The 26195-nt window shown below is 60.3% G+C and carries 24 protein-coding genes; 3 read left to right on the top strand and 21 right to left on the bottom strand.

Annotated elements, in window-relative coordinates; translation table 11 throughout:
* Position 1: 1 nt before the first annotated feature.
* From ACFSR7_RS13190 to ACFSR7_RS13175, 4 genes are all read right to left on the bottom strand, one after another.
* Positions 2-499: a chemotaxis protein CheX gene (locus ACFSR7_RS13190; protein WP_378162187.1), complete on the bottom strand. Its 498-nt coding sequence runs from the start codon at positions 497-499 to the stop codon at positions 2-4.
* A gap of 216 nt (positions 500-715) precedes the next feature.
* On the bottom strand, positions 716-1696 hold the full coding sequence (locus tag ACFSR7_RS13185) for a 2,3-diaminopropionate biosynthesis protein SbnB (RefSeq protein WP_378162185.1): 981 nt from the start codon (positions 1694-1696) through the stop codon (positions 716-718).
* On the bottom strand, positions 1693-2775 hold the full coding sequence (gene sbnA / locus ACFSR7_RS13180; RefSeq protein ID WP_378162183.1) for a 2,3-diaminopropionate biosynthesis protein SbnA: 1083 nt from the start codon (positions 2773-2775) through the stop codon (positions 1693-1695). Before sbnA ends, ACFSR7_RS13185 begins: the two co-directional genes overlap by 4 nt.
* A gap of 13 nt (positions 2776-2788) precedes the next feature.
* Positions 2789-4000 (bottom strand): phenylacetate--CoA ligase family protein, encoded by a 1212-nt coding sequence (locus tag ACFSR7_RS13175; protein WP_378162181.1) that lies wholly within the window; start codon positions 3998-4000, stop codon positions 2789-2791.
* A gap of 181 nt (positions 4001-4181) precedes the next feature.
* On the opposite strand from ACFSR7_RS13175, the gene ACFSR7_RS13170 reads away from it, so the two are divergent.
* Positions 4182-4970 (top strand): YheC/YheD family protein, encoded by a 789-nt coding sequence (locus ACFSR7_RS13170; protein WP_378162179.1) that lies wholly within the window; start codon positions 4182-4184, stop codon positions 4968-4970.
* 49 nt (positions 4971-5019) lie between these two features.
* Here ACFSR7_RS13170 and ACFSR7_RS13165 read toward each other — a convergent pair whose 3' ends face one another.
* The 4 genes from ACFSR7_RS13165 to ACFSR7_RS13150 all read right to left on the bottom strand — a co-directional run bounded on the left by ACFSR7_RS13165 (position 5020) and on the right by ACFSR7_RS13150 (position 10124).
* Complete coding sequence (locus tag ACFSR7_RS13165; RefSeq protein ID WP_378162177.1) at positions 5020-5799, bottom strand: Rpn family recombination-promoting nuclease/putative transposase; 780 nt, start codon at positions 5797-5799, stop codon at positions 5020-5022.
* 211 nt (positions 5800-6010) lie between these two features.
* Positions 6011-6910, bottom strand: coding sequence for an aldo/keto reductase (locus ACFSR7_RS13160; RefSeq protein WP_378162175.1), 900 nt, complete (start codon positions 6908-6910; stop codon positions 6011-6013).
* 130 nt (positions 6911-7040) lie between these two features.
* Positions 7041-8039, bottom strand: a complete 999-nt coding sequence (locus ACFSR7_RS13155) for a cell wall hydrolase (protein WP_378162173.1) — start codon at positions 8037-8039, stop codon at positions 7041-7043.
* A 312-nt stretch (positions 8040-8351) separates the two neighbouring features.
* Positions 8352-10124, bottom strand: a complete 1773-nt coding sequence (locus ACFSR7_RS13150; RefSeq protein WP_378162171.1) for a glycoside hydrolase family 2 protein — start codon at positions 10122-10124, stop codon at positions 8352-8354.
* A 152-nt stretch (positions 10125-10276) separates the two neighbouring features.
* Here ACFSR7_RS13150 and ACFSR7_RS13145 point away from each other — a divergent pair, with 152 nt between their 5' ends.
* Positions 10277-11191 (top strand): ArsR/SmtB family transcription factor, encoded by a 915-nt coding sequence (locus tag ACFSR7_RS13145; RefSeq protein ID WP_378162169.1) that lies wholly within the window; start codon positions 10277-10279, stop codon positions 11189-11191.
* A gap of 7 nt (positions 11192-11198) precedes the next feature.
* Here the strand turns inward: ACFSR7_RS13145 and ACFSR7_RS13140 are convergent, their stop codons facing one another.
* The 6 genes from ACFSR7_RS13140 to ACFSR7_RS13115 form a co-directional block, all read right to left on the bottom strand.
* Positions 11199-12083, bottom strand: a complete 885-nt coding sequence (locus tag ACFSR7_RS13140) for an ADP-ribosylglycohydrolase family protein (protein ID WP_378162168.1) — start codon at positions 12081-12083, stop codon at positions 11199-11201.
* 68 nt (positions 12084-12151) lie between these two features.
* Positions 12152-12919, bottom strand: coding sequence for an NUDIX hydrolase (locus tag ACFSR7_RS13135; RefSeq protein WP_378162166.1), 768 nt, complete (start codon positions 12917-12919; stop codon positions 12152-12154).
* 19 nt (positions 12920-12938) lie between these two features.
* On the bottom strand, positions 12939-14441 hold the full coding sequence (locus tag ACFSR7_RS13130) for a nicotinate phosphoribosyltransferase (protein ID WP_378162164.1): 1503 nt from the start codon (positions 14439-14441) through the stop codon (positions 12939-12941).
* On the bottom strand, positions 14438-15262 hold the full coding sequence (locus tag ACFSR7_RS13125; protein ID WP_378162162.1) for a ribose-phosphate pyrophosphokinase: 825 nt from the start codon (positions 15260-15262) through the stop codon (positions 14438-14440). The genes ACFSR7_RS13130 and ACFSR7_RS13125 overlap by 4 nt, the downstream gene beginning before the upstream one ends.
* Before the next feature lie 5 nt (positions 15263-15267).
* On the bottom strand, positions 15268-15672 hold the full coding sequence (locus ACFSR7_RS13120) for a hypothetical protein (protein ID WP_378162160.1): 405 nt from the start codon (positions 15670-15672) through the stop codon (positions 15268-15270).
* A gap of 113 nt (positions 15673-15785) precedes the next feature.
* The gene (locus ACFSR7_RS13115; protein WP_378117750.1) at positions 15786-16298 is read right to left on the bottom strand and encodes an acyl-CoA thioesterase; all 513 of its coding nucleotides are present in this window, start codon (positions 16296-16298) and stop codon (positions 15786-15788) included.
* Between the two features lie 252 nt (positions 16299-16550).
* On the opposite strand from ACFSR7_RS13115, the gene ACFSR7_RS13110 reads away from it, so the two are divergent.
* The gene (locus tag ACFSR7_RS13110; protein WP_378162159.1) at positions 16551-17381 is read left to right on the top strand and encodes a sugar phosphate isomerase/epimerase family protein; all 831 of its coding nucleotides are present in this window, start codon (positions 16551-16553) and stop codon (positions 17379-17381) included.
* A gap of 417 nt (positions 17382-17798) precedes the next feature.
* Here ACFSR7_RS13110 and ACFSR7_RS13105 read toward each other — a convergent pair whose 3' ends face one another.
* The 7 genes from ACFSR7_RS13105 to ACFSR7_RS13075 form a co-directional block, all read right to left on the bottom strand.
* Positions 17799-19187, bottom strand: coding sequence for an MATE family efflux transporter (locus ACFSR7_RS13105; RefSeq protein ID WP_378162157.1), 1389 nt, complete (start codon positions 19185-19187; stop codon positions 17799-17801).
* Between the two features lie 152 nt (positions 19188-19339).
* Positions 19340-19579 (bottom strand): cold-shock protein, encoded by a 240-nt coding sequence (locus ACFSR7_RS13100; protein ID WP_378162156.1) that lies wholly within the window; start codon positions 19577-19579, stop codon positions 19340-19342.
* A gap of 76 nt (positions 19580-19655) precedes the next feature.
* On the bottom strand, positions 19656-19856 hold the full coding sequence (locus ACFSR7_RS13095) for a cold-shock protein (protein ID WP_378117743.1): 201 nt from the start codon (positions 19854-19856) through the stop codon (positions 19656-19658).
* Positions 19857-20083: 227 nt separating this feature from the next.
* Positions 20084-21022 carry a 5'-nucleotidase gene (locus ACFSR7_RS13090; RefSeq protein ID WP_378162154.1) on the bottom strand — a complete coding sequence of 313 codons (939 nt, stop codon included), beginning with the start codon at positions 21020-21022 and terminating at the stop codon, positions 20084-20086.
* Positions 21023-21059: 37 nt separating this feature from the next.
* On the bottom strand, positions 21060-21491 hold the full coding sequence (locus ACFSR7_RS13085) for a hypothetical protein (RefSeq protein WP_378162152.1): 432 nt from the start codon (positions 21489-21491) through the stop codon (positions 21060-21062).
* Positions 21481-22866 carry a TIGR02679 domain-containing protein gene (locus tag ACFSR7_RS13080; RefSeq protein WP_378162150.1) on the bottom strand — a complete coding sequence of 462 codons (1386 nt, stop codon included), beginning with the start codon at positions 22864-22866 and terminating at the stop codon, positions 21481-21483. Before ACFSR7_RS13080 ends, ACFSR7_RS13085 begins: the two co-directional genes overlap by 11 nt.
* On the bottom strand, positions 22863-26192 hold the full coding sequence (locus ACFSR7_RS13075; protein ID WP_378162148.1) for a TIGR02680 family protein: 3330 nt from the start codon (positions 26190-26192) through the stop codon (positions 22863-22865). The genes ACFSR7_RS13080 and ACFSR7_RS13075 overlap by 4 nt, the downstream gene beginning before the upstream one ends.
* Positions 26193-26195 lie beyond the last annotated feature (3 nt).

Raw genomic sequence — 26195 nt, 5'->3', positions numbered from 1 at the left:
GTCACACCTTCCCTTCCGCATCTCGCGATATGATGAATTGAAGCTCTCCCGCGCGTTCGAACGCGACGGACATCCGCACGACGTTCCTTAGTCCGTAGATGTGCATTTTACCTGTGATGACGGTTGGCGGCGTAATATCGATCCGGTAACCCCTGCCGGAAACGAGCGTCGCCGCTTGTCCCGTGACCATATTGGCCAGCTCTCCGACGAAAGAATGAAGCATGTCGCCCTCGAGCAGCATCCCGAACATCGATTCCCCGAGCCTGCCGAACACATCGCCTTCCCCCAGGATGACGACGCGTCCGTACATGTCCCCCGTCACGCCGATCAGCACGCCCCACTCGTCCTGCCATTCATCCTTCTCCGAGCGAGGGCCCGTAACGCTGAGCGGGAGCGGCACGACCTGGCGAAGCGCCTGCAGAATATCCTGCAACAGCTCGTCCGATCGTTCGCCCGTCCCGTCTCTCACGATTGCCGATTTGTTCGCTGCTATGTTCATAATGTCCTCCTGACCGGTTAATTCGAACTATATTAATCATAAAGTCCCATCTTTTCTCTGTAACCGAAAAATCATTGCGCGGTACCGCAAATCTTCGCGGATTTCCATGCTTTTTTGCGGTACCGCGCAAATCCGACGTGACATACAATGTAGTTTCCCGCATTAAAAACGCCCGATGTCAAAGCAGAACCCACATCAGGCGTTAAGTCTCTAGACCTATTTTATTGATGCATCCTCCAGCGGGATTCCGATGCCGCGCTCTGCTGCCAGCCTCGCGTAATCGCCCGCAATCGCGATATCAAAAACGCCCAGTCCCATCGGATTAAAAAAGATCGGCAAGCCCGCCGGAAAATCGCGCAACGCGTCCCGGCATACGACGTCCGCAAGCGTGCGCGCATCTGCCTCGCCAAGTCCATAAGCTGCGTGAAGCTGCTCGATATCCGTATTCTCCCGGCATACCTCGGCCCAGTCGTCCACGACAGGTATGGCCTTCCCGAATACGCTGGCCGGCTCGTAGTCGCGCAGCGAAACGTTGAGCAGCAGCGCGCCGGCCGGCGGCGCCTCGTCGACGTAACGCTCCGCGGATACGGTGCACGTCGCGAACACGTCGGATGCGCCGTAAACCGCGCGCCAATCGCTCTCGATGCTGACGATGTCCCGTAGATCCGCAGGGACCGTCTGCGAATCGATCGGCCGCAAATCGAAGAGAGACACCCGTTTCAGCCGATCGCCGAGCAGCTCCGCGCACATGTCGAGATGAAGACGGCCGATCGGGCCCCAGCCGACGATGCCGAGCCTCGCTTCCTCCGGCTGCCGCGCTTCCAGATACGCCCGCAGCATCAGGCCGCTGACCGCAGCCGCTCGCAAGCCGTTCAGCAGCGCGCTCCGGATAAAAGCGGACGGGATCCCCGTCTGCGCGTCGTTAAGCACGATCGCGTTGCTCGCCCGCGGCAGGCCGCGAACAATATTGCCGGGGAAGCCCGCCACCCACTTGATGCCGGCCAGATCGAGCGGTCCGCCGACATAGGCCGGCATCGCGATGATGCGGTTGCGCATGTCCCCGTAGCGCAAATACGTTTTGGCCGGACTGACGCACGTGCCATGTTCCCGTTCGCGAACGACCGCCTCGACGATGCCGACCAGCCGGCCCCAGTCGATGCCGAGCGAGCGGATATGCCCGTCGTGCAAATAGATCATCCGCGGCCACCTTCGCTCTCTGCCGAAAAGCAAGTCTGCGGATTGAGCTGCGGATTGGGTGCCGGCTCCCGCATCGGCTGCGGATCGAGCTCCGGATTGAGTTCCGGATTGAGCTCCTGTTCCGGCTGCAGGCCGAGCTCTCTGCGGACCCAATCGTCGTCGTACACCGTGTCCATATACCGCTCGCCCCGGTCCGGCAAAATCGCGACGCACACGGCGCCGGCGGGAATATCATGGCTCATCCGGCCGATTGCCGCGACGACGCCCCCCGAAGACGCGCCGGCGAGAATGGCTTCCCGCCGCACAAGCGCCCGACAGCCCCGTACGCAATCGGCATCCGATACGCGTACGATGAGGTCGGCCAGCGACTCGTCGTGCAGGTCCGGCACCTGCGCGGCGCCGAGACCGGGGAATCTTCGCCGGCCGTCGGACCCGCCGAACAGCGCGCTGCCTTCCGCGTCGACCGCCACGATCCGCGTCGGCCAGCCGCGTCGCCGGATATCGTCCCGGCATCCGCGAATCGTGCCGCAAGAGCTGACGCCGCAGAACAAGTAGTCCACCGTGCCGAGCCGTTCCGCGATCTCGCGCATCGTCGTTTCCGCATGCGCCAGCGCATTGTCCGGATTGCCGTATTGATTCGTCCAATACGCCCCCGGAATCTCGCGCACCAGCTCCTGCACCCGGCGTATGCGCGCAGGCAGATATTCGCCCGTGCGCGCGTCCGGCTTCGTCACGATCTCGATCTCGCCGCCGAAGCTACGGATGATCTGCAGATGCCGCTGGGTCGTGCGGGGATCCGCCACGCAGATGAACCGAAGTCCCAGATAAGCGCACAGCTGCGCGAGGCTGATGCCCAGATTGCCCGAGCTGGATTCGACGATCACGCTGCCCTCGGACACTTCGCCTCGTCCGATCGCTTCGCGCAGCATATACAAGGCCGGGCGGTCCTTGGCGCTGCCGCCGGGATTCATCCACTCCAGCTTGCCGTGCACCTCGAACGGTTCGCCGTCGTACAGCCGTCCCAGACGGATCAACGGCGTGCGCCCGACCGCTTCCGCGATGCCTCCTTCGAGTCTCATGCGAACCCGACCTTTACGTATAAAATATTTTTTTGTTTTTGACGGTGCCACGACTTTGTTCGTCATCGAATCCGGCATCGGCGACGACCTCGATACCGGACAAAATGCCGCCGCGGATCATGGCGCCGATCTCCGGTATGCGTTCCTCCAGCTCCGCGCGCACCAAATCGAGCAGCGCTTGGTCCGCAGCCGCGCCATGCAGGTGAACGCGCAGGGCGTTGCCCGCTACGTTGACGCGGACGCCTGCATCGCGGACATGCCGGTAAACCGCATTTTCGATGTCGTAGATGCTGATTTTCTCTCCGTGCTTGAGATCGGGGCCGATGCGCTTCACAATGCTGTGAAAGCTCTGCCTCCGCACCCCCTCCACGACGATCGGGCGCAAATCGCGGACGACGTCGTACGTGACGTACCGAAGCGCCGGAAACGCCTCTCTGACGGCCGACGAGAGCACAAGCACCTGCTCGCCCGCCGGCAGCGGCTCATACGTCTCGCCGAGCGCCTCGACGCCGATGCCTTCCGCTTCGAGTCCTTCCGTCAGCAAGTAGCGCCCGTACCGATGGTCGAAATAGGCAATGGTGCCGATCTCGATCGACCCGTACGTGTCGACGAACGCATCCGGCTCAAGGCCGAGACGGCCCGCTGCATGTCTGATCCACGCCGGGGCCGCGATCTCTCCGACCAAAATGACTTGCCTTATGCCGAACAAACGCGGATCGTCCGCCGCGAGCAGTATGCGGTCGAGTATTGAGGGCATCGTGTAGAGCACCTCGGGGCGGATCCGCTGCAGCTGTTCGACGTGCCGCTCGATCGGATCCCGGTATGACAGCGTGTGGACTGCCATGCCAAGGCTCCGGAATACACTGGAAGCGGTCGCTTCGGCATGTCCCGTCCCCATGTCCGACACCGCAGTCCGATAGCCGCGATCTCCGAGGATGTCGAGGAAGACGTTCTCCTTGATGCGCAAATACGCCGCTTCGTCCCGGTCTGAATAGTAGATGGCCTTGCGCAGGCCCGAGCTCGTTCCCGAGGTTCGATAGCAGTACAGATCGCTGCGGAGCGCAAGGGGGTTGCCTTCCGTATAATAAAAAGCCTCCAGCACGGAAGCTGTGATCAGAGGCAATGTCTCCGGCGGTGCCGCATCCCAACCGGGGAGCCCGCGATACCATGGGAATCGCTGCGCAGTCTCTTCGGCGAAGGCCCTCCCGACAGCAGGCTCGGACATTCGATCCACTCCTTGCCCGTCAAGGTCAAAGCCTGATTCGGGATGCTACCACCATATGTCAAAGAGCGGTCGGACGTTCGAGAAACGCGCTTGAACCGGATGACGCCGTACCGGCGGACAATCGCAAAGGGCATTTGTCGTTCGTATGATGATAACAGTCAGATGCGGAGGTGAATATGCCGTGATCAATCGTTCGAAACAGACCGTGTCCAGCAAGCTGGTCAAAACCGGATTGCTACGCGGCGGCAAGCTGGGGAAGCATGTGCCGGTCACCGTATCGTTCTCCCGGGAGCGGCTGCGGAAAATGTTGGGGAAACGCGGGATGGTCTATGTGAAGCCCGACACGGGATCGCAGGGCATAGGCATATTGCGGGTCGAGCGAAGGTCTAGCGGCCGCTATCGATACCAGCTCGGCACCGAGCGGTATGACTTCGGCAATTACGCGGGAATGTACATGTCCATGCGACGCCGCATGGGAAAGAGGCGCCATCTGATTCAGCGGGGCGTGCGCGCGCTGCGGTACGAAGGCAGACCTTTTGATTTTCGAATCATGGTGCAAAAAAACGCGGCGGGCAGATGGGTCGACACCGGCGTCGCGGGCCGCGTCGCGCATCCGGGCAAGATCGTCTCGAACGGCAGCCAGGGCGGCGCGATCTACGAAGCCGGGCGGCTGCTTCGGCCCGCGGCAGGTCATACGGAGACCGCGGGCTTGATCGAAAGGATGAGGAAGCTGGCTCTGCTGACTGCGGGCCGCTTCGGGCGCAGTTACCCGGCCATGAACGAGCTCGGCATTGATATCGCCGTAGACCGCGGGCGGAAGCCCTGGATACTGGAGGTCAACACCCGCCCGGATCCTTGCCCGTTCGCCAAGCTTGAGGACCGGACGGCGATACGCAGAATCGTGCGCTACGGCCGCGGGTATGGCAGGCGATATTGCTTGAAGTGCGGAAAGGCTAAAACAGGAACGTAACGGCCAACCATCGTCATCCTCTGCGGCGGGCGCCGCAGAGGACATGATTTTATTTTATCCGTTCGCGGAGCTTCTGCAGCTTATCCTCGGTTAAACCCGTCGCTTCGACGATGACTTCAACACTAAGCCCCAGCCGAAGCATGCGGAGCGCTGCTTGCTCAAGACCTTGCTCAAGACCTTGCTCCAGGCCTTCCTCCTTCCCTTTAGCAATGCCGAGCTTGAGACCTTCCTCCATACCGCTGTTGCGAATCGCCTCCAGGTTTTGCTGCAGTCCCATGGTTACCTCACCCTCCTGTCTAAACTGGTTAATCAAATCGTCGATTGCCTTGGTCGGGTCCGGCAGCTGCTTGGCGACCATATTCGCCAGCCAGTTGAGAAACTGGTTCTTCAGCTCTAACCGCCTCGGCGCCGTCCACGGACGCTGGCCGTTGTACAGCACGATCGGCACGATCGCAGGCAGCGCGAACCGGCCGCCCTCCGCAGCCGGCCGGTTGCGGAGCAGATAGCGCCATATCTCCACCTGGTACTGAAGCAGCCGGTACGGCATGGCCATATCCACGGTCGATTGAAGCTCCAGCAGCAGATAAAAAATAATCTCCCTGCCCTGCATGCGGAGGCGATATACCAGATCGGCTTCCCTCCGGCCGAAATCCGGCAAAACGAAGGCGTGATCGATCGCTTCCAGGTCGGATTCGTCGATCGTCTCGGCCCATTCTCGGGCCACGAACGAACGGATCAGCTCTACGAACAGCTTTTTACTCGAGAACAGGTAACGGTAAGACGTATCGTGAGGAAATGAGGGGCCTGCGGTCTTCTTCCCGCCGCTCATATCCGTTCACCTGAAATAATAAGTCCATTATAAAGCACGTTCCTCCGTCGCAAAAGTATTCTCAAGCTCAACCTTTGCCCTCCCTCCGCTCCTGAAAAGCAAAAACCCCGACCAAGCCGTCATGGACGACCGTCGGGGTGTGCTTCACCGCTAACGTATTGCTTTTATTAAATCACATTCGCGGCAAAAAGGGAATGCACGTTCTCTTTTTTCATTCCAAGCCAACCCAATCGTCTTCGACGACTGAATGCCAACGCTCGCGAATCGCTTCGTACTCCGCTGCCGACAGCGGGCCCTGCGCCAGCAGCCTGGCGTTCGATGTCCAGCGATCCGGGTTCGCGGTGCCGACGATCGCCGAATGCACGCCGGGCGTCGACAACGTGAAGCGCAGCGCCTTCCCGACCGTTTTTTCCAGCTCGCCTTGCAGGAATTCATATTTTAGCTTCTGCAGACGCTGCCAATACGGATACTCATAAGCCTTGGCATCCGGCGCTTGCGTATGCCGCCAAGCCACGTTCGCTACAGGACGCTTGACGACGACGCCCATGCCTTTCTCCGCCGCTTCTTTTAAAGTGAGATCCGCAGCTTCCTGATCCGCGATGTTCAAGGAAGTCATGAGCGAATCGAACGCGCCCGTACGTACGGCGTACAGCGCGTTCGTATGGTCGCCGCTGTAACCGATGAATCGCGTCTTGCCCTGCTCCTTGGCCCGCTTCAGCACGTCGATGACGTCGCCCTGCCTCAGCACCTCCTCGGAGCAGCTGTGGAGATGGATCACGTCGACGTAATCCGTCTTGAGCCGTTCGAGACTGCGGTCGATGCTCTGCGCCAGCATGCGGGGATCCCAGTCGGGCAGGTCAAGGCCTGCGGCATGTCCGCATTTGGTGAACAGGAAATAATCGCCGCGCCTGCCGGAAACGGCTTGGCCGATGAGCTCTTCGCTGTTTTTGTAGCATTCCGCCGTATCGATCAGGTTGAGCCCCGCATCCAATGCGCTGCTCAGCAGCCTGTCCACGTCCCGCTGAGCGGCGCCGCTGAAGCCGATCTCCGCGCCGCCGAATCCAAGTACGCTAACCTGCATGCCTGTCTTGCCGTACGCTCGTTTCTCCATGACATTCGCCTCTTTCCGTAGAATCTATATTTATTTTACCCAAACGCGCGCGCTCCCGCTGCTATCCCCGGATACGGCAAAGAGCGGGGCCTCTGCCCCGCTCTCCGCGCAATGTCCGGTATTCCGCTCTTTAGACAAACACATGATGGCCGATTTTCTTGATCGCCTTCAGCCGCTTGGCCTTGGCAGGCTCGAGCTGCGGATTAAAGAAAGAATAGGCGCCAGGAACGTTGTTCTCGCCGGACAGAGCGGCCTTGGCCGCTTTGATGCTGTCCTTGGAAGGCGTCTCCCGCTCCAGACTGCCATTGCCGGCAGGGGAGAACTGTCCGGGGGCGTATATAACGCCCCGCAAAGTGTCCGGGTACCTGTCGTTGTGCAGACGGTTCATGACGACGCTCGCGACAGCGAGCTTGCCTGCGTAGGGCTCGCTGCCCGCTTCGGCCTCCACCAGCTTCGCGAGCAGCGTCACATCGGCAGGGTCGACCGCTTCCGCCGCTGCGGCGGTCGCCTTCTGCTCGGAGACGTCCGGATCGAGGAATTCCGGCGCGACGATCTTGAGCTGCTGACCGACGGACAACGCTTCGCCGGGCAGCCCGTTGCGCACCTTCAGCGCAGTCGCGGTCGTATCGTGCGCCTCGGCAATGCGCCAGAGCGTATCGCCCGCGACGACTTCGTACAGCTCTTCTTGCCGGAGCACCGCAACCTTCTCCTGCTCCTTCCAGCCGACGCTGGCGTGCATCGACTCGGCGACGACCCGCAGCGGCGCATAGGTGACGCCGTCCTTTAACCGGACCGTACCGCCGATATCGTAGGTGCCGCCGTTCAGCGCAACGGCTGACGAGCCTGCCTTGAACGCGAGCACGTCGCCCAGATCGTTGCGAATCGTGGTGCGGCCGGACTCTCCGTCGTACTCGAGCTTCCAGCCCATAAGGTCCGCGATCTCTTTGACCGGCGCATATGTCCATCCGCCGATCGTCCATAGGCTCTGGGTCAGGTCGACCTTAACGTCTGCTATGTATAGAGTGCTATTCGTGTTATTCGTGCTTGCGAATGCCGCGCCTGCGCCAAGCGCAAGAAAGAGCGCAAGTGCCAGGATCGCGATTCTGTTCAGCCGTTGAATGAGCTTCATCTCCTTTTGAGCGGAATGAAATCCATGATCAGCACTGTTCGCTATTATACAGACATTAAAAAGGAAAAATTTAAAAATGAGTGATTTTTCATCCTGGTTAAGCGTTTACTTGTCCAAAATCCTTCGAAAATAGCGATCATTAGCTATATTCGGGTTCTAATTTAGATGGGGGAAAGCATGCGAAAAGGCCGCACCCGAACGGGGCACGGCCTTCGATTGCATTGTTTTTTGCGAATATGACAGCGCACAGAAGCCAATCTTGCATCTCTGCTCTCGCGGACGCGACACGCCCACTACCCGCAATCTGTCCTTTTACTTCCCTTCGTTGATCGCCCGGATCGCCTCGACCGGCAGCTTCGGCACGCGATCGTACGTTAGCAGCCCGTTGATCTCCTGCTCGACGTCGGTCAACTGCGTATAGCAATACCCCTGGACGACGCCCGAACCGAGCAGCGGCTGGATGACGGCACGCAGCCGCGACGCGAAGTCCTCGTCGCTGTCCGCGCCGGAGTAGCCCCAGCCCTCCCACTCGCTTTTTTTGTAGGCGATGCCGCCGAACTCGGTCACGAGGATCGGCTGGCCTTCGTACGCATGGCCTCCGACGGTCAACCGGCGTCCGGACGGCATGCCGTTCACGGCACGCTCGGCGGCCGCGTAGCGATCCTCCAGCACCTCGCGCCGATACTCGTAGTCGTGGATGTTGAGCAAATCCGTCTTTACCATTTCCCAGCCGTCATTGGAGACGACCAGGCGCGTCGCGTCCAGCGACTTGGTCAAGTGGTACATCGTCAGCGCATGGTGCTGCTGCTGCTCGTCGATCTGAATGTTAGGCACGCCCCAGCTCTCGTTGATCGGAACCCAGACGACGATGCAAGGATGATTGTAATCGCGCTCGATCGAAGCCTGCCATTCGCTGAGAAAGCGGCGCACATAGGCGTCGGAATACTGATAGGCGTTGGCTGCCTCGCTCCAGACGAGGAGTCCGAGCTTGTCGCACCAATAGAGATAGCGCGGGTCCTCCAGCTTCTGGTGCTTGCGCGCGCCGTTGAAGCCCATCGCCTTGGTCAGCTCGACGTCCTTGCGGACGGCCTCGTCGCTCGGCGGCGTCAGGTTGCCGTCCGGGAAATAGCCCTGATCGAGGACAAGCTTCTGAAAATAAGGCCGGTTGTTGAGGTTGAACCTGCCCGCTTCCACCGAAACCTTGCGCATGCCAAAATAGCTGGTTACCTCGTCGATTGCCGTCTCTCCGTCGTAAAGCGTCAATCTGACATCGTACAGGTTCGGCTTCTCCGGCGACCACCAGCGTCCCTGTCCGTGATCGTTCAGCTCCTGCAGATGAATCGTGCGGGCTTCGTTCGCTGAACGGATCGTGTAGATGTCGCTCGATACCGGCTCTCCCTCGAACGTAATGTCTACCTTAACCTTCAGCGTCGGCTGACTGCTCCATCCCGCCACAGCAAGCCGCAGCCCGATGTCGTTGCGGTCGATATCCGGCATCCAGCGAACCGAAGCCAGATGCGCGGAAGATACAGCCTCCGCCCATACCGTCTGCCAGATGCCCGTCGTGCGGGTGTAAAAGATGCTCGCGGAGTCGGACAGCCAGTATTGCTTGCCCCGCGGCAGCGTAACGTCGCGGCTGTAGTCGACCGCGCGGACGACAAGCGTATTGTCCTCCCCTGCAGGCCGCAGCGCGTCCGTGATATCGGCATGGAAAGGCGTATGCCCGCCCTCATGCGTCGCGACGAGCTTGCCGTTGACCCACACCGAGGCTTCGTAATCGACGGCTCCGAAATGCAGGACGACGCGTTTATCCCTGAACGCTTCCGGCAGCGAGAGGGTCCGGCGGTACCAGACAATATCATGGAAGTCCGGCTCTCCGATGCCGCTCAGCTGGCTCTGGAAGGCAAAAGGCACCTGGATGCGCCGGGTGAATTCGCGACTTCCGTCTTGCCACCGCTGTCCGACGCCGACGGCGTCGTCGTCGAACTCGAATGCCCATTCTCCATTCAAATTCACCCAGCCTTCCCGCACGAATTGAGGCCTCGGATAGTCTTGTCTTGGGGCTGCCTTTTGGATTTCGGACATCTGATTATCCTCCCAAAATAGTTAATAATAAAGTTAATCATTAATAAAAAAAACAACTATTATTGACCCATCGTACCCCGCTCCTGCTTGATTGTCAACTCCCGTATAGTATAATTAACTCTATGATTAACAATAGGAACTGAGGGAACCACATGGAGATCGAAGTCAGTACGAGCCAAATGCAACTGCTCGAATGCCTGTCGTCGGAAACGCGGGTGCGTATCATCGAGATGCTGCGGGTAAAACCGATGTACGTCAAAGAGATCGCGGACGAGCTGGCGCTCTCGTCGGCGATCGTAACCAAGCATATGCAAAAGCTCGAGCAGGCCGGGATCGTGTCCACCCATATGGCCGCCGGCACCCGGGGCAAACAGAAAATTTGCACGCTCAGCCTGGAACGGCTCGTCCTTCTGTTCCGTTCCGATGCCCAGGAGCCCGAAGTGCGCGATCCGTCCAGCTATGCCGTCTCCATTCCGATCGGACACTATTCCGCGCACCAGGTAAAACCGACCTGCGGGCTGGCATCTCCCCGCAAGCTCATCGGCCTGCTGGACGATCCCCGTTATTTCGACGCGCCCGAACGCGTCGAAGCGCATCATTTGTGGTTCGGCAGCGGTTATGTGGAATATCGGGTGCCCAACTATCTGGTCGGCGACGTCCGGGCGAGAGAGATTCGCGTCACGCTGGAGATCGGTTCGGAATCTCCCGGATATAGAGAGGACTGGCCGTCGGACATCGCATTCTCGCTAAACGACATCGAGCTTGGCATATGGACCTGCCCGGGAGACTTCGGCAGCCAGCGCGGCAGGCTTAATCCGGAATGGTGGGGATCCAGCAATTCGCAGCACGGGGTGCTGAAGACGCTGCTGGTGAACGAGGAAGGATGCTATATCGACGGCATAAAGTTATCGGACATCACGGCGGAAAAGCTCAACCTGACTGCCGGCAGCGACATCCGGCTGCGCATCGCTTCGGCCGAAGACGCCCGCTACCCGGGCGGCGTCAGCCTGTTCGGGAGCCGCTTCGGCAACTATGCGCATGACATCGATGTCTCCGTCGCTTACTAGCGTGCGACTAGCCGGCCGTCCCCGACCTCATCGCCAGCATCGCCGCACATGTCTTGTCCAATCGGTCCTTGAGCAGAATTTGCGAGGAATAACGTTCGGGAATGCCATCGAAGCCCCAGTGCACGCCGGCCAGACCGCCGGCGATCGCGCCGATCGTGTCCGAGTCCCCGCCTTGATTGGCCGCCCGCTGCACCACTTCCTCAAAGGAATCCGACGTCAGCAGCAGATGCAGCACCCAGCGGAACGTATGCACGACATAGCCGCTGGACTCGCAGTTCGGCTCCGACGTCAGCATCGCTTCGTACGCGGTGCCCGCGACGGCGTCCGCGATCGCTTCGCGCAGCGGAGTCTCGCCCTCCAGCATGGCGAACGCGATGCGGTTATAAATCTCGCAAGCTTCGTTGCACAGCTCGTCGTAATGCGTCATCTTCGACTGCATGCGCGACACGCGCGAGACGTCGGCCCATTCCGGATAACACAGCACCACGGGCAAGCAGCGCATCAGGGAGCCGTTGCCCGCGCTCTGGCCGAGGTTAAGGTCCGCGAGCAGCGCGGCCTCGAACCAGTTGCCCTCGTACGTGGCGAGCACGGTCCGGATAATGTTCCCGATGTCTTTGGGATCCGAAGCATACCAGTCGAGAAAATGCCTCCCGATCGCCCGAACCGGATCCCGCGGCGCTTCGAGGATGCCGTCCGCCACGCACAGCGTCATCATCGTATCGTCGGTCACTTCGCCCGGCTCGAGGCGCCATACACCGCCCCCGACGATCTCAGTCAGATAGCCGTGACGCTGCGCGATCTCTCGCGGAGACATGAACTCCGTCGTTCCCCCAAGCGCATCTCCGATCGCCACGCCGTACAGCCCGCCCCTTATTCGATCCGCCAGCTCCATACGCTCCGCCTCCGTCTCTATTACCTTCCAAATTTAATGTACGGCCTGTCTTTCAGGCCTGTCTCCCCCTAGCCGTAAATCGACAGCTCCGGCGCATAATCGGTGAACCGGTACAGCTGCGCCGGACGCTGCGAGTAACGGTTGGACATCGCCGGACGTCCTTCCGCGTCGCGGACTTCCTCCAGAATGCCTTTGCGGCTCTGCGTGGAGGTGACCTTGCGGATAAAATTCTTTTCCTCGAATGCGGGCACGACGGCCGTAATCACCTGGTACAGCTCCGCGATCGTAAACGTCTCCGGCAGAAATTCCTTGGCGATCGTCGTCGTCAGCATCTCCCGGCGGATCCGCCCGAGCGCATCCGCGACGATCGTACGGTGATCGAACGCCAGCTCCATGGCGAGCGCCTCCTCGACCGGCCACAGACTCACGTCCGACGCTTCGTCCGAAGTCCTGCGGCTTGCCACGTACCGCTCCTCGACGAGCGCAAAAAACGCGTGGGAAATCATCCAGCCGCGCGGATCGCGGCCCGGCGCGCTGTAGACGTTGAAGTACGCGAGGTGCACGTCCGATACGCCCGTCTCCTCCATCAGCTCCCGCCGGGCGCACGCTTCCACCGTTTCTTGCTCCCGCGTGAAGCCCCCCGGCAGCGCCCACATGCCCTCGCACGGCCACTGCTTGCGTTTGATCAGCATGACCGCAAGCTTCCGGAGCGGCAGCGCCTTCTTCGCGCCCGTCCGCTCGGTCTTGGTAATGGTGAATACGACGATGTCCGTCGGCGCGCCGTCCGGCGTACGGAATCCCGCGGCTGAGTATGGTCCGGCATGGTTATCGCTCATATGAAATGACCCCTGTCGCTTAGTCCTGCAGGTTCCCGAGGAGTCTGGCGCGTATATCGCCGAGCGTCTGCTCGCGCACGAGGCGCCCGTCGACGAACACGTCCTCCAAGAGATCGATCCCGCTGTATTGATCGTATTCTTCCTTGTTCAGATTATCAATACAGACCATGGTACCGTTCTGCGGAATAACGCGCACAAGCCCCGTTTGCGACTTTTTGACCTTGCCGGCGTCGGTCTTCGGATCCTTGTAGATTCTGCGCTCCTCCCCGTCCACGATCGCATACGTCGATTTGAGCGCGTAGCCGAACGTGTCCCGGGTGTTGTACTGGTACGTAAACGAGCCGATGCCGAAAACCATGTTGGTCGACGCAAAGCCCTTGGCCGCGAGCCGCTCGCAGATCTCCCGGCAGCGCGCGATCGTGATCGCGTCCCCGTAGATGGCACCGATGTGGCTGTCGAGCTGCTTGAACCCGCGCGCCGTCGTCGTGCCGCCGAAAATGTCCCATAGAATCTCGATGACGCCGCGCTGCGCAAGCGGGTCCTCGGCGTCCGGATCGCCGCAAATAATCTTGACCGGGTCGCCGCTGTCCGGACGGATGACGACCTTGCCGTCCCGGCTCATAATATCGTCCTTCAGCCCGCGGATGACGACGTCCAAGACGAACCACAGATCCCAGGTATCCGACACGATCGATACGAACCCGCTCGGGTACACCTCCTTGATGAGGTAGCGGTACGAAGCCGCCTCGTCCCGGCCGTGCGCGCACATGACGCTGTGCTCGGTCGCGGGGATCGACGTGCCGACCAGCTCCTTTTTCATGTCGGCCCCGTAGTGGTCCTCAAGATACAGAATCGCAGGAATCGTGTCCGTGCCGGTAAACGAGAGCAGATGCCCCGCGCCGCTTGCCTTGGCCGCTTCGAGCGAGCCCATGCCCCGCATCGAGAAGTCGTGTCCCTGGAAGGGCACGCCGGTTGCGTCTCCGTTGGTCCGCTGCGCGAAGTACTCAAGAAGCTTGCGGTACTCGAACGCGAGCGTCGCGCTCGTCGCCGGCAGCCACATTTGGCACGACATGAGCGTCTCGAGGTAATTGGTGAGCCAGAAAAACGCGGGCAGCGTGTTCTCGATCGTCAGCATCGGCACCTTGACCGGCACGAGGCTGCCTTCCTTAACGGCCTTAATCTTGATCGGCAAATAGCCGAGGTCGTGCAGCGCCTCAATGTGAGCGGCGTCCGGGTTCGTCTCGCCGAGCGCGTAACGGATGACGCGCTTGTATTCTTCCGTCACGTCCGCCTTCGTCCGGCCAAAGAAGTGAACGTTGAAGTAGTCGATCAGGTATTCCTTGACGAAAGCCTGGAAGCCGAAAGCCGCGATTCGGTCGATCTCGGCGATGCGGCTGGCGCGGGCCGTCCAGGTCGAGTAGACGAGCTCCGTGCCTTGCGGGTATTGATTTTTGTGGCTCACCTTGTAAAAGTCGCAGAGCAGCGTGGCCGGGTATACATAATTATTGTTGGCAGCGGTCATGGCAGCATGCCTCCGATCGGATAAATTTGAATAAAGTCCGTGCTCGGTCCGTCCAGAATCGTGTCCGTCGCGTAGACGCGTTCGATCAATTCCGAAGCCGACAGCTTGCCTTGATGAATGGCGTTCTCGCAATGGGTGACGAGCAGATAAATCTGCGAGGCTCCGAGCTCCCGCAGCCGTTCCGCGCTTAGCAGGAACGTGCCGCCGTACGAGCACAGATCGTCGACGATAATGGCCTTGAAACCTGTCCGGTCGACATCGCCTGCAACGTCCAATTTCTGAATGCGCCCCGTCGCAAAATCTCTTTTTTTGCGGCCGACCAGCTGTCTGAAGCCCTCCACCTGGCCGTACCGCTGCTGCGCCCCCGCGTCGGGGAAAAACAGATAGTCCGCAGCCGGATCGAATCCCGTCTCCGCCGTCACCCTTCCCAGCAGCTCGAGCGTCGGATACAGCGCCTGGCTGCGGTCAAGCAGCGCCAGCGTGACGTCCGAATGCGGCTCGACGACGGTAACGCGCTCGAAGTTCATGGCATTAATCATTTGTGCCGTATACTTCAGCGTAAATGCCGATGAACCCTCCGTGCGGTCCATACGGCTGTAAGGCATATAGTAGATGTCAAGCGATGCCGGGCCAAGCCCGCGGTCGTCCAAATAGCTCTTGACGAACAGGAGTTTGATCAGATCCGCGTCCGTCTCGTACTTGAGCGCGATCCGATTGCCATCCGTCCCGCGGGCCAGCGCAAGGATCTGATCCCCTTTCACTCGCGTCTCCCCGTTCGGGTAAGTCTCGAATACCAGCGTCTGTCCGTTTAGCCGAATCATGCCGTTCACGCTCCCCGCTTCATGATGTCCAGCGCCGACTGCAGGCACCGGTAGGCCGAGCCAAGTCCCGCCCGATCGTCGAGCAGGATATTAAAGTAGATCTTCCTGCCGCCTGAGGAAGGCACGAACGGCGGATCCTCGTTGATGGCATCGAACGGAATGTCGTTGTCCTGCAAGTAAGCCGTAATTGCCGGAAACTGCGACTTCCCGCAAGCGGTAAAAACGATGAGATAGGCGCCTAGCGAACGACACTCCCTGAGCAGCTGCGGTACGTCGTCGAACGAGAGGCCCGCGCGATGGTAATCGAACACCGTATTGTCGTAGTCGTACGCGACGACGAGCCGGCCGTACTTGCGCCATTCCGTCACAAGCCGGGAAACCACATGTTCGTCTTCCAGATAGAAGTCCATCGGAGTCGCCTCATTTCACATCGTCATTTTTATATTATCATAATGACAATATTAATAATTGTCAAGCGAATAGCGTCCGAAAAATAAAAAAGGCGCCGAAACCGGCGCGCGTCTTACTCCCAAGGGTACTTCGTCAGCAAAAAATCCGCGAACGCCTTGCTCTGCTCCCGCCGAATACCACGCATCTCTTTGCGATGCTCCGCGGTTTCGAACAGCTTTTTCTCCTCGTCGGTCTCCGGAATGACCTGCGGCACGGGCACGGGCCGATTGTCCTCGCCGAGGCCCACGAACGTGAGGAACGACGTCGCAGCAATCCTCCGCTCCCCCGTTCGCAGATCCTCTCGGATTACTTTGACGAACACTTCCATGGAACGCGTGCCCGTCCACGATACGAAGGCTTCGAGCGACACCGAATCCGTCTGCCGAATCGGGAGCAGGAAGTCGACCGAGTCCGTCGAGGCCGTGACCGCGGTGACCCGGCACAGCTTAGAGGCGGAGATCGATGCGATATCGTCGATATGGGACATCAGCTTGCCGCCGAACAGCGTTTCGTGATTGTTGACGTCGGTGGGGAATACTCTGGAGGTTTTGACGCAGCGGGTTTCTTTGACATACTTCTTTTCCATTTCGGTTTGCGCTCCTTCATCCCATGAACTGCCTGCTTGGCTCATTGTCCCCAGCCGGGCGGCCGTTATGCCCGAGAAACGGAGGCGATAGAAGACGGAGGGGTGAGGAGGAGGCTGCGAGCCGGGTGTCGAATAGGAATCGAATATGGATTGACGTGATGCGTCATTGATTGTTAATGTCGTAAGTTGAATGAATGTTAACGCCATCAACAGTGAAGCGCGTCTTCGTACGCGCAGGAAAGGAGCAAGCCCATGTCAGTCGGAATATTGGCGCATCTCCTCGGTACGCTCCCTTACGCGCAATTGGCCGAAAAGGTGGCCGAGCACCGATTCTCCTATGTGCAGCTGGCGCTGTCCAAAGCGATCGCCGACATCGACTTTTCCCTCGGCAAGATCAGCCCCGGACTCGCGAGCGAGATCGGCGGCGCGTTCGCGGACAACGGCGTGCGGATCGCCGTGCTCGGCTGCTATGCCAGCCTTATCGATCTGAACGAAGAAAATTATCGCTATAATGTAGACCGATTCAAAGAACATCTGCGGCACGCGCGGCATTTCGGCGCGCCGATCGTGGCGACCGAGGTCGGCGTGCCCCAGGACCCGAGCCGTCTCGCGCAGCACGCGGCGCTGCTCGACCGCGCGCTCGAGGAGCTCGTCGAGGAAGCCGAGCGGTGGGGCGCCATCATCGGACTCGAGGCGGCGCAAGGCCACTTGATCGACTCGCCGGAGACGCTGGCGGCCGCGATCGAGCGCTTCCCGTCGTCGTGCGTCGGGGTCGTTCTCGATCCGTGCAACCTGCTCGGCGGCCACAATCTGGACGACCAGGACAGGGTCGTGGACGAAGCGTTCCGGCTGCTCGGACCGCGAATCGTCAGCGCCCATGCCAAGGATCTGGTCCGTGCCGAAGACGGCGGCGTCCAGGAGACGGCGGCCGGGCTCGGACAGCTCCATTATGCCCGCTTCTGGGAGAAGCTCGAGGCGCAGAAGCCCCGCGGGTTCGTCACGCTGGAGGCGGTCGCAGTGCCGCAAATGGAAGCCGCAGCGCGTTTCGTGCGCGAGGGGCGGGAAGCGGCTCTTAGAGGATAAGCACTAGCTTGGAGGGTAAGGCGGTAGCTCGCAAGAGTAAAAATCAGCTCGCGGAGGTGGGCATTAGCTCGGGCTATAGCTCCTTACGATTGCTCGCCCGGGCGCACTTCCGCCTTTTAAACCTTAACAGTCACGTGAATCTTTAGCCGCAGTACCTGTAGTACCTGCAAATATACATCTTTTTTCACCCGTATCGATCATTTCAGAGCGAATGCATGCGAATATGCATCAATTTCACGGAAGCAGGCCGGATTGCCGATACACGCTTTGAATATACCTGCACTTTTGCAGGCATTTCATCAAACGTCGCTCTTCAGATGAAAATAGATGTACAAATGCAGGTTTTTCGACCCGGGAAAAGATGGGAGTAAAAAGGATGGAGCAGCCAAGTGCTGCTTCATCCTTGTTTATTGCCTTTTATATCAATTTCTTCGCATACCACTTGTCCCCGCGGAACCGCTTCAGGAACAGGACGCCCCGCACACCCCATTCGCAGTTCATCGCGAGCCATACGCCGATGATGCCGAGTCCCAGCGTAATGCCCAGCACGTAGCCGAGCACGATCCGGAACAGCCACATGGACAGCATTGACGCGATCGAGGTGAAACGGGCGTCGCCGGCGGCCCGCAGCCCGGCGGGCAGGATGAAGCTGATCGACCAGAGCGGAATCTGCGCGATCGCATTGATGAGCGTCAGCCAGAAAATATCGTCCACGATGTCGGCCGGCGGATGGAACAGGCTCACCAGCGGATGGAAGAGCGGCATGAGGATGGCGGTCATCACGACGAACGAGCACGACGAGAGCCAGATAAACGACTTGATGAACTTGCGGGCGTCCCCGACGTTGCGTCCGCCGATGCATTGGCCCACGACCGTGACGATCGTCAGCGACATCGCGCCGGCGGGAATCTGATACACCATGGCGATCGTGCCGCTGATGGCGTTCGCCGCGAGCGCATAGGTGCCCATGCTGACGATAAACACCTGGGTGAGCATTTTTCCGCCGTTAAAAAACATCTGCTCCGCCGCGAAGGGTACGCCGATCGTCATGATCTTCTTCAGCATATCCCACGGCACGCGGACGAGCTGGACCATACGCAAGCGCAGCGAAGTATCGATCCGCAGGATGTAAACCAGCGCGCATACGGCCGCCGTGTAACGAGCGATATTCACCGCGATCGTCATGCCGAGCACGCCCATATCGAGCGCATTGATAAACACGAAGTTCAACACGACGTACAACAGGTTCATGATCAGCGATAAAATCAGCGAGACCCGGGATCGCCCGATTCCCCGCATCGCGCCGCATACGGCCTGTACGACGCCGATGCCCAGGTAGGATGCACAGCTGCCGATCAAGTAAACGCGGGCATGGTCCAACACTTCGTCCGACGCCCTGCCGAACAGCACTTGCAGGAGAGGCGCGTGCAGCGCCGCCACCAGCAAGCCGATGCCCAGCGACAGAAGCGCGACCGAGGCGACCGTGCCCGCAGCTGCTTTGGCGATCATCCCTTCGTTGCCGCTGCCCTTGTACTGCGCGACGACGACCGTCCCCCCGGTCGCTACGGCGACGAAGACGTTGATCAGAAAAATGTTCAGCGAATCGACGGTGCTGACCGCGCCGACCGCCGCGACGCCGGACGAGCTGATCATGGCGGTGTTCACCAGATTAAGACCCACGATAAAGGCCTGGTCGATCAGGATCGGGATGAACAATGCGATTACTTTGCGGTAGTCCATGGACGACCCGGTCAAACGCTTGTCCAGATAAGCGTGCGTCCGCGCCTTGAGTTGAAGCGGTCTCACCTTATCACTTCTTTTCCCGGATAATGGATTGCTTTGCAAGCGTTTATCTGCGGGTCCTATTCTAGTGGCAAAAAGAAAAATCCACAACCTCGGCAGGCTGCGGACAGGGATCGCATATGAAGAAAAAGCGCCTGCTTTCTCCGAGGAACGGCCTAAAGCGCCGCTTTCCGTTGGTTTTTCCGATGCTGCTTGAGTTCGTGGTCCGACGAGATCAGAATCGGCAGCACCTTTTCGCTGCGGACCATGACCGACTTGCAGATCATGCACGTTGGCACGTCCTCGAACGAAAAGTTGTCACGGATCCATCCCTTACAGCCGTTTTTGGTGCAGGACCAGATCGTCGTTATTTCTTCGGGCAAATTTTCCAACGGTTTATTCCATGAATAATTCAATGGATCGTCCCCCTTTAAATAAAAAATCCCCAAAACGAGTCGTTCGGGGATTCGGTCTTCATTTACAGTTTTCCGATTACAGCTTTACGACGTTCTCGGCTTGTTGGCCGCGATTGCCCTGGACTACGTTAAATTCGACGCGTTGGCCCTCGTCCAGCGACTTGAAGCCTTCGCCGACGATCGCGCTGAAGTGTACGAATACGTCTTCGCCGCCTTCGACTTCGATAAATCCAAAGCCTTTTTCTGCGTTAAACCATTTAACTGTTCCTGTTTGCATGAAAACACCTCCAATTTGTACATGAGCTTCTCATTTTAGGTACAAAATAAAAAATTCATATATTGCACAAGGTTAGTCATTAAAATAATAACCCTCTGCAATAGATGAATTTAAGGTCAGAATCCCAATAAAATTAGTATACCACAGTCCATCCCTTAATACAACAAACGCGCCGCCTATTGGCGACGCGCAAGGGAAAACCGTATAGCCGCCCGGCAGAGCCCTCTTCAGGATCGGACCGCCACGCGGTTAATCGCCCCGAACGGCACGTGCGCGGTCGGATACAAGCCGGACACGCCTTCAATATGACCGACCTGATCGTCAATAAAGATATGCGGCCGGAACACCTTGAGCACGCGCGCCTTCTCGATGCCGCCAAGGAAAAAAGCGTCGTCCACCCTGATGCCGGCAGCCCGCAGCGTCGTGACGACGCGCTCGTGCGCCGGTGCGTTCCGCGCCGTCACGATCGCGATCCGGACGCGCGGCGAGTAGTCGGGGTCCGCTTTCTTTTTCTCCCATTCCCGACGCTGCAGACGGCCAACCTCGCTGAAAAACCGGAAGAGCGGTCCCGGCGGCAGCGCCTCCCCCGCGTTCAGCCGCTCGCTGTCATGGAAGCCTTGCATGCCTTGCGCTTGGAATATGCCTTCCGCGGAGTCGTCCGCGATAATGCCGTCAAAGTCGAAAGCGATGCGCAGCTCCTGCTCCTGGTCGTCGTCGACGAACCCGGTCGGGAACACCTGCGCCGCAGGCAGCCCCACCCGGATCGCCGACCGCACGTCGTCGGGGTCCGCCGAGAGGAACAACGAGGCGTTGAACGCATCCATATAGGTAAACGGATTGCGCCCCGCGACGAACGCCGCCCGCGTGATCGGCAGGCCGTAGTGTTGGATTGACTTGAATACGCGCAGCCCCGTATCGGGATCGTTCCGCGACAGCAGCACGACCTCGACCGGCTGGTCGTCCGGCGCCTCGCCGTTGATCATAAGCAGCCGCTTGATCAGGGGGAAGGCGACGCCGTGACGCAGCACCTCTTCCTCGTGCGTATGCTGGTACTGCCGGTATTCCTCTTCTCCCTTTTCCTTAAATACCTTGTCCGACGCCTCCAGATCGAACAGCGCGCTGGAAGCGACCGCGACGACGAATTTTTCTTCAATGGGAAATGGCATAGGTTCCTCCGGAAGTTTGGGCGCGGTGACCTCTTAATCAACTTGTTTGGTCTTCTGGCGGTACCGTAGCGAAAAGGCTTGCATCGTTGCTCATTTGCTCCTGCTCTTCCCAGGTAATCCCGTACGGGAATCCCCATTCCGTATAGCCGGCTATAAAAAAACAAGTCTCATCCTGCCAAGGCTGATCGTCGCTTACGCTATTGCGAGGCGCAGCCGCGCGTCGTCTATCGGCTGCTCTTTTCTCTTTGGCTTTTCGATTCCTCGCCCTTGCCTTTTCTCCATTGCGCCCCTTGGCAATTTCATCTTTCGTAAGAGCTAGTCCCAGCATTTGAAGTTCCTGAACCGCACAATTTGAAGGCACATCAAAAAACTTGCGGTAGTCCCGAATCGGCTTTTTTCCTTTATATCGTTCAACCCAGCTCTTCCCGAGCGGCATGCGCTCCGGCCTGGTCAAGCCCTTATGCTTCATGTTCTCTTCCCCTGCCCATCAGGTCGGCCAGCAGCTCGCCCGTCCACAATTCCTGATGAAGCTTGACGCCCTTTCCCCCCATCTCCAGGCCAAGCGACGGTTCCCAATCGAAGGCGCTCCGCTGCAGCCGCAGGCGCTCGGCCTCTTGGATCGGCACGCCGCGATGCGCATGCCTGTAATAGACGTCCCGGTTCATCCGCCAAGCGTGGAACCGGCCGCCGAAGCGCCGCTGCAAGCCCTGCGCGATTACAAGTCCCGCATAGTCCAGGTCGCCGGAGTAATACAACTGAATATCGGGCAGCGTCGTAAGCAATCGATCCAACAGCCTGACGACTGCCAGCGCCGGTTGGCCGTTGCCGCAAATGAGCACAGGCGCAATCGCATCCTCCACGGCGCGCGCCGCGTCGGCGTCCGCAAGCGCCGCGAACACGGCGGGATTCTCGACCATGTGGACGGCAGACGCGCGAATCCGCCTCAACTGATCCGCGTTCAACCGCTCGACCTGCCGCAGCGTCAAGAGCCGCTCCTCGGCTCCGTACAGGTCCGGCGCGTACAACATCGCCTGAGAGGACAGATCGTCATCCGCGACGCCGCAGGCGCGATAAATGTCGCGCAGCAGCATCGCTTGCGTAATGCCGCCATCCGTCGAAGCCCCATCCTCCGCTTCGCCGGCTGTCTCCTCTTCCGTCACCGCAGTCGGCTCGAGACCCAGGATCGACGTCAGCCCCCACCAGAACAGGCGCCCGCCCGGCCGCTTCCAATCCAGCGCATGCGCGTCCCCTGTCGCCAAAGCTGCCAGAATCGGCAATCGCACGGGCCGCATCGACAGATCCGAAGACAGCAGCATGTGCAGCGCGGCCAGCGCATGCCGAAGCGCAAGCTGTGCCTCCGTGGGCGACTTCGTGAAAATCAGCCGCAGCGTGCGGGATCCGGGCGCATGCTCCGCGGCGAGACCCTCGGCCCACGCGTTCGGACGGCCTTCGCCGTCCGCGCCTTGGATTGCCGCTGCACGCTCGTCGGCAATCATGCGCAGCCAATCAGCGTCGATCAGTTGCTGCCGCTCGCCAAGCGTAAGCACCGACTCGCCTGCCAGCATCGCCAGCAGTTCCGGCACGGTCAGCTCAAACCGGCTTTTTTGCAGAAAGTAAGCAAATCTCTTGATTGAATAACGCCTCGTCTCGCCGGCCGCAGGCGGCGGACTATACGTCTCATAAAACCCATCCAGCGCCTCGCGCTCGTCCTCCGAAACGTCGCTCAGCGCGATATAACCTCTCGCGCCATTTTTCGAAGACTGGTACTGCCTCCGCAGCTGCGTCAGAAATCGGGTAAAGCCCACCTGCCCGAAATAACGGCGCACCTCCGTCTCCCGGCTCATGATCCGGGATCGTCTCCCCGCTCTCCGAGCGGCTCAAGGCGCTTCCCGTTCCAGCGATACCGGAATACCGTGACGTAGTTTGCGTCCTTCGGCCGGTAAATCTCGCTGATGCCAAGCTCGGGCACAGTGTCATAGCAGCCCCACAGCACCTGGGACGTCATCATATAATCGAAGTCCATCTCGGACAGCAGGCCGAACAGATCCCGTATGTTCTCGTCGTCGACGCCCGCGAACGCCTCATCGAGCGAGATGATTTTGGGCGCGTCGGGGCTTGCGTCCGCGTATCGCGAGTAGGTCGCCGCGAAGAGCGGAATATACATGGACATCGCCTTCTCGCCCCCGCTCAGCACATTGAAACGGGAATCCGTCAGCTCGCGGTACTGCGATTCGTCGCCCTTTTTGTATCGCAGCGAGAACTGGAACCACGACCGGTAATCGAGCATGTCGTAGATGTGCTTGCGCAGCGTCTCGCGCTCCTCGACCGCGCCTTGCTTGGCCCACTGGATGCGCGAGCGGAAATGACCGACGAGACGCTCCACCTCGTCATCGTGCAGGAGATGCGCATCCTTGCGCAACAGGGCTACGAGCTCGTCGCTGTTCAGCTCGCTCTCCGACTGCGCCGCCTTGGGCAGCCATTGCAGCTGCAGCTTGAGGCCGCTCGACGTATCCCGCTCGGCCATCAGCTTGTTCATCGTCTTCATCCACAGCTCCGCCCGCTGAATGCGGCTGCGAATCGACTTGCCGACGCTTCGCAGGATAATTTCCTCGAACAGCTCCCGGTCTTTGTCGCTCAGCAGGCTCTCCTGCTCCGCGAGAATCGCGGCCATCTCCGCAAGCAGCGCCGACGGCTTCTGCGGTCGCGTCCGGTCGCGCATGGACAGCAGCGTGATCCGTCCCGTGTCGGCAATCTCGGCCTCCAGCGCATACTCGCCGAGCAGGTGCTTCGAAGCGTTGTACTGATCCTGCAGCACGCCGCTCAGCCGTTCCTTGTTGGCGCGGCCGACCCGGCTCTCCAGCAGCTCGACGATTCGCCTGCACGACGGCAGCCATTGGCGCTCGTCGCCGGCAGCGGGCGCTTCCAGCCCCTCCGTCTCGGGAACGAGCGCCAGTGTCCATTCGTTTGCGAAGTCGGCGAGACGCCGCGCAAGCCGCTCCGACAGCTCCTGCTCCTGCCCCGCCAGAACCGACTGGCGCTCGCGAAGCACCGCGAAGCGCGTCGCCGCCTGCTTCGCCTCCTCGATCAACCGTTTCCGATCCGACAGCAGCGTCTGCCGTCTGGCTCTCAGTCCGCTGATCCGGGCATGGAGGTCGACGATGCCCAGCTCCTCCATCAGCTTGCGCAGCTGCTCGACTTTGACCCGCAGCGCGAACTTTTTATCAAGCAACTCGTCGCGCAGCTCCTCCTCGAGATCTGCCGCATCGCCGTATGCCGCAGCCTGCTCCTCGCAGCGATCCGCCTCCGTGCTGCGCTGCCGGTATTCCCGCCAGTCGGCATGCAGCTGCGAGATTTTCTCTCCGTAGACGCCGAGCGAATCCAGCGCTTCCCGCAGATCGCGGAGCGTACGCAGACGCGACCAGGCCGATACAGCCGCCAAAAACGCCTGCTTCAGCTCTCCCCACTGCTGCTGTTTGACGCGCAGCTGATCCGCCAGCTTGTGCTCTCGCTCGAGCAGCAGCTTGAATCTCATGGCCGCTTCGTACTGGATTGCCCATGCCGACAGCAGCCCGCTGCGGGCTTCGTCGTTTGCAGGGAACGCCGCGAGCTCCTGCCCGATTGCCGCGATCAACTCGTCTTTTTTGTCAATCGCAAGGCCAAGCGCAGCTAAAGCTTCCTCGCACTGCGCCATCTCCTGCGACAGCCGGGCGATCTCCGCCAGCTTGAACTGCCTGCGCGCCTCCTTGCCGATATATTGCGCCTGATGCGCTGATCCGTCCGACTTGCCCACAATCGGGCCAAGGTGATAAAAATCGCGGCCGACGACTGCGCTCTGGGTGGGGTCCAGCGTCTCGGGCGCAAACGCCTCGCCCCAGGCAAACGAGCGAAGCGCCGCCTCGACCTGCGCTTCGGTCAGCCCCGACTCCGCGGAAGGCGTCGGTCTCAGCACATCCGCCAACGTGTAGCCCCACTCCAGCGGCTGCGCAACGATCCATGCTTCCTCTGCCGCCCCTTCAGCCAGCGCGTAGCTGCCGTCGGCGCGCAGCCAGGCATCCAGTACGCCGCTGTCCAGCAGCGCCCGCTCAATACCCGCGCGCTGTTCTTCGCCGATGTGCGCCTGAAACTCGCACAGCTCGTACAGCGGCGCGCCTTCGCCCGGCACGTACCCGCTTCGCGTCCGACGGCGCGATTCGCTGCGCGCCGGCTCCGGCTCTCGCTGCAGCTCCCAGGCTTGCTTGTCCGCAGCCAGCCGCTCCAGCTCCTCCTGCGCCTGCTTTGCCTGCTGCGCCAGCACCAGCTTCGCCTCTACCAGCGCCTGCCGCTGACGATCCGCTTCGCTGCGGACGGGCGCAAACACCGGCTCGAGTGACTGCCGTTCGTACGATAGTTCCGCGCTCGCGCGCAGCATCGCCTGCATGGACTCATCCCCGACCCTCAGCGCGCCAAGTCCCTGCTTCCACATGAGCAGCGATTCCTTCCAGCTTCGCAGCGCGTCCTCGGCTTCTTCCTCCGCCTCCCGGTTCGCCCACTCCGCCAGATCTCGCTCGGCGCGCAGCCCGCCGAGCTGCCTGTCATAGTCCGCGACGAGACGACCGGCCTCCTGCTCGCGCTCCGCCAGCGCGATCGCATCGCCGAGCGTACGCCGATGGTCCTCGACATCCCGGCGCCACGCGCCGAGAAACGAGGTATCCGCCGGCGGCTCCGGCTGCCAGTACCTTGCGTAGACGCCATGATGCGCGAACTCCGTCTCGGCCGTCAGATCATCCATCTCGGCCAGCGTATCGCTCTGATTGCCGAGCTGCTCCGCCTGGTCCGCGCGCGCCTTCGCAGCGTCCGCTTCCGCACGCTCGCGGCTGCGAAGCGCGTCCGTAAGCCGCCGCTGCGCCTCGTCGGCGTAACGCTCCGTCTCCTGGAGCCCTTGCTCGGCCGCCTCCAGCTCCTGCTGCTTCTCCATCGCTTCACTGCGGCCGAGCAGCTCCAGCTCCGTCTCGACGACGACCGTCTCCGCCTGATTCGCTTCGCCCGCGGCATCCGCCTCCGTCTGAGCCCGCTGCGCCTCCTGCAGCTCCTTCGACAAGGCTGACAGCTGCCGACGGGACGCATCGCGGTCCCGATGCGCGTCCAACAGCTGTTCGCCGCTCCGGTAGAGCAGTTTGTCGAACAGAATCAAATT

Origin of the sequence: Cohnella sp. GCM10020058, assembly GCF_042683485.1 — a bacterium.
In the GTDB taxonomy this organism is placed as follows: Bacteria; Bacillota; Bacilli; order Paenibacillales; family Paenibacillaceae; genus Cohnella.
The sequence above is the reverse complement of the archived record's forward strand: the minus strand, read 5'-3'. Positions and strand labels throughout refer to the sequence as shown.

Bases quoted from the DNA above. Each gene is read 5' to 3' on its own strand.
- ACFSR7_RS13190 (WP_378162187.1), bottom strand. From the start codon at position 499: ATGAACATAGCAGCGAACAAATCGGCAATCGTGAGAGACGGGACGGGC.
- ACFSR7_RS13160 (WP_378162175.1), bottom strand. From the start codon at position 6,910: ATGGAGAAACGAGCGTACGGCAAGACAGGCATGCAGGTTAGCGTACTT.
- ACFSR7_RS13095 (WP_378117743.1), bottom strand. From the start codon at position 19,856: ATGCAAACAGGAACAGTTAAATGGTTTAACGCAGAAAAAGGCTTTGGA.
- ACFSR7_RS13125 (WP_378162162.1), bottom strand. From the start codon at position 15,262: ATGATTCGGCTAAACGGACAGACGCTGGTATTCGAGACTTACCCGAAC.
- ACFSR7_RS13080 (WP_378162150.1), bottom strand. From the start codon at position 22,866: ATGAGCCGGGAGACGGAGGTGCGCCGTTATTTCGGGCAGGTGGGCTTT.
- ACFSR7_RS13175 (WP_378162181.1), bottom strand. From the start codon at position 4,000: ATGTCCGAGCCTGCTGTCGGGAGGGCCTTCGCCGAAGAGACTGCGCAG.
- ACFSR7_RS13085 (WP_378162152.1), bottom strand. From the start codon at position 21,491: ATGAAGCATAAGGGCTTGACCAGGCCGGAGCGCATGCCGCTCGGGAAG.
- ACFSR7_RS13120 (WP_378162160.1), bottom strand. From the start codon at position 15,672: ATGGACTTCTATCTGGAAGACGAACATGTGGTTTCCCGGCTTGTGACG.
- ACFSR7_RS13150 (WP_378162171.1), bottom strand. From the start codon at position 10,124: ATGTCCGAAATCCAAAAGGCAGCCCCAAGACAAGACTATCCGAGGCCT.
- ACFSR7_RS13165 (WP_378162177.1), bottom strand. From the start codon at position 5,799: ATGAGCGGCGGGAAGAAGACCGCAGGCCCCTCATTTCCTCACGATACG.
- ACFSR7_RS13110 (WP_378162159.1), top strand. From the start codon at position 16,551: ATGTCAGTCGGAATATTGGCGCATCTCCTCGGTACGCTCCCTTACGCG.
- ACFSR7_RS13155 (WP_378162173.1), bottom strand. From the start codon at position 8,039: ATGAAGCTCATTCAACGGCTGAACAGAATCGCGATCCTGGCACTTGCG.
- ACFSR7_RS13185 (WP_378162185.1), bottom strand. From the start codon at position 1,696: ATGATCTATTTGCACGACGGGCATATCCGCTCGCTCGGCATCGACTGG.
- ACFSR7_RS13145 (WP_378162169.1), top strand. From the start codon at position 10,277: ATGGAGATCGAAGTCAGTACGAGCCAAATGCAACTGCTCGAATGCCTG.
- ACFSR7_RS13140 (WP_378162168.1), bottom strand. From the start codon at position 12,083: ATGGAGCTGGCGGATCGAATAAGGGGCGGGCTGTACGGCGTGGCGATC.
- sbnA (WP_378162183.1), bottom strand. From the start codon at position 2,775: ATGAGACTCGAAGGAGGCATCGCGGAAGCGGTCGGGCGCACGCCGTTG.
- ACFSR7_RS13135 (WP_378162166.1), bottom strand. From the start codon at position 12,919: ATGAGCGATAACCATGCCGGACCATACTCAGCCGCGGGATTCCGTACG.
- ACFSR7_RS13130 (WP_378162164.1), bottom strand. From the start codon at position 14,441: ATGACCGCTGCCAACAATAATTATGTATACCCGGCCACGCTGCTCTGC.
- ACFSR7_RS13090 (WP_378162154.1), bottom strand. From the start codon at position 21,022: ATGCCATTTCCCATTGAAGAAAAATTCGTCGTCGCGGTCGCTTCCAGC.
- ACFSR7_RS13115 (WP_378117750.1), bottom strand. From the start codon at position 16,298: ATGGAAAAGAAGTATGTCAAAGAAACCCGCTGCGTCAAAACCTCCAGA.